General features: G+C 40.9%; 1 protein-coding gene. It reads left to right on the top strand.

From position 1 onward, the window contains the following. Positions 1-543, top strand: a 543-nt coding sequence (locus HMPREF2619_RS06825) for an Ig-like domain-containing protein (protein WP_186821493.1), incomplete at both ends; no start/stop codon positions are given.

The raw sequence follows: 543 nt of genomic DNA, 5'->3' as shown, positions 1-543 counted from the left end.
GATGGCTCAACAGCAACACTTACAGGTGATAAGACAGTTACTCAAGCTGATAAGACAGCACCAGCAGCACCAGTTGTGAACCCAGTTAAAGCTGGAGATACAGCAATCACAGGTACAGCAGAAGCAGGTTCAACAGTAGAAGTTACTCTACCAGATGGAACTAAAGTATCAGCGAAAGCAGATAAAGATGGTAAATTCAGTATTCCAGTAAGTGGTTTGAATGCTGGAGATACAGTTTCTGTAACAGCAACAGACGAAGCAGGAAATACATCAGCTACAACTACAGTAACAGTAAGTAAAGTTAATGTAGGTGGTAAAGATGCTGATAATGCTAAAGTACCAGTTCTTACTCCAGTAGTAGATCCAAGCAACTTGACAGACGCAGAAAAAGCTAAGGTAGCTGAAGAAGTTAAGAAAGCTAACCCAACTGCGACAGATGTTAAGGTTAACAATGACGGATCAGTAGTTGTAACCTTTGCGGACGGATCAGTAGCAACAATTGCAGCTAATAAAGTTGTTAAGGAAGCAACTAAAGAGTCATCT

Source organism: Streptococcus sp. HMSC074B11, from assembly GCF_001808705.1.
Classification (GTDB): Bacteria; Bacillota; Bacilli; order Lactobacillales; family Streptococcaceae; genus Streptococcus.
Note: the sequence above shows the minus strand (reverse complement) of the source record. Positions and strands in the feature narration are given on the sequence as shown.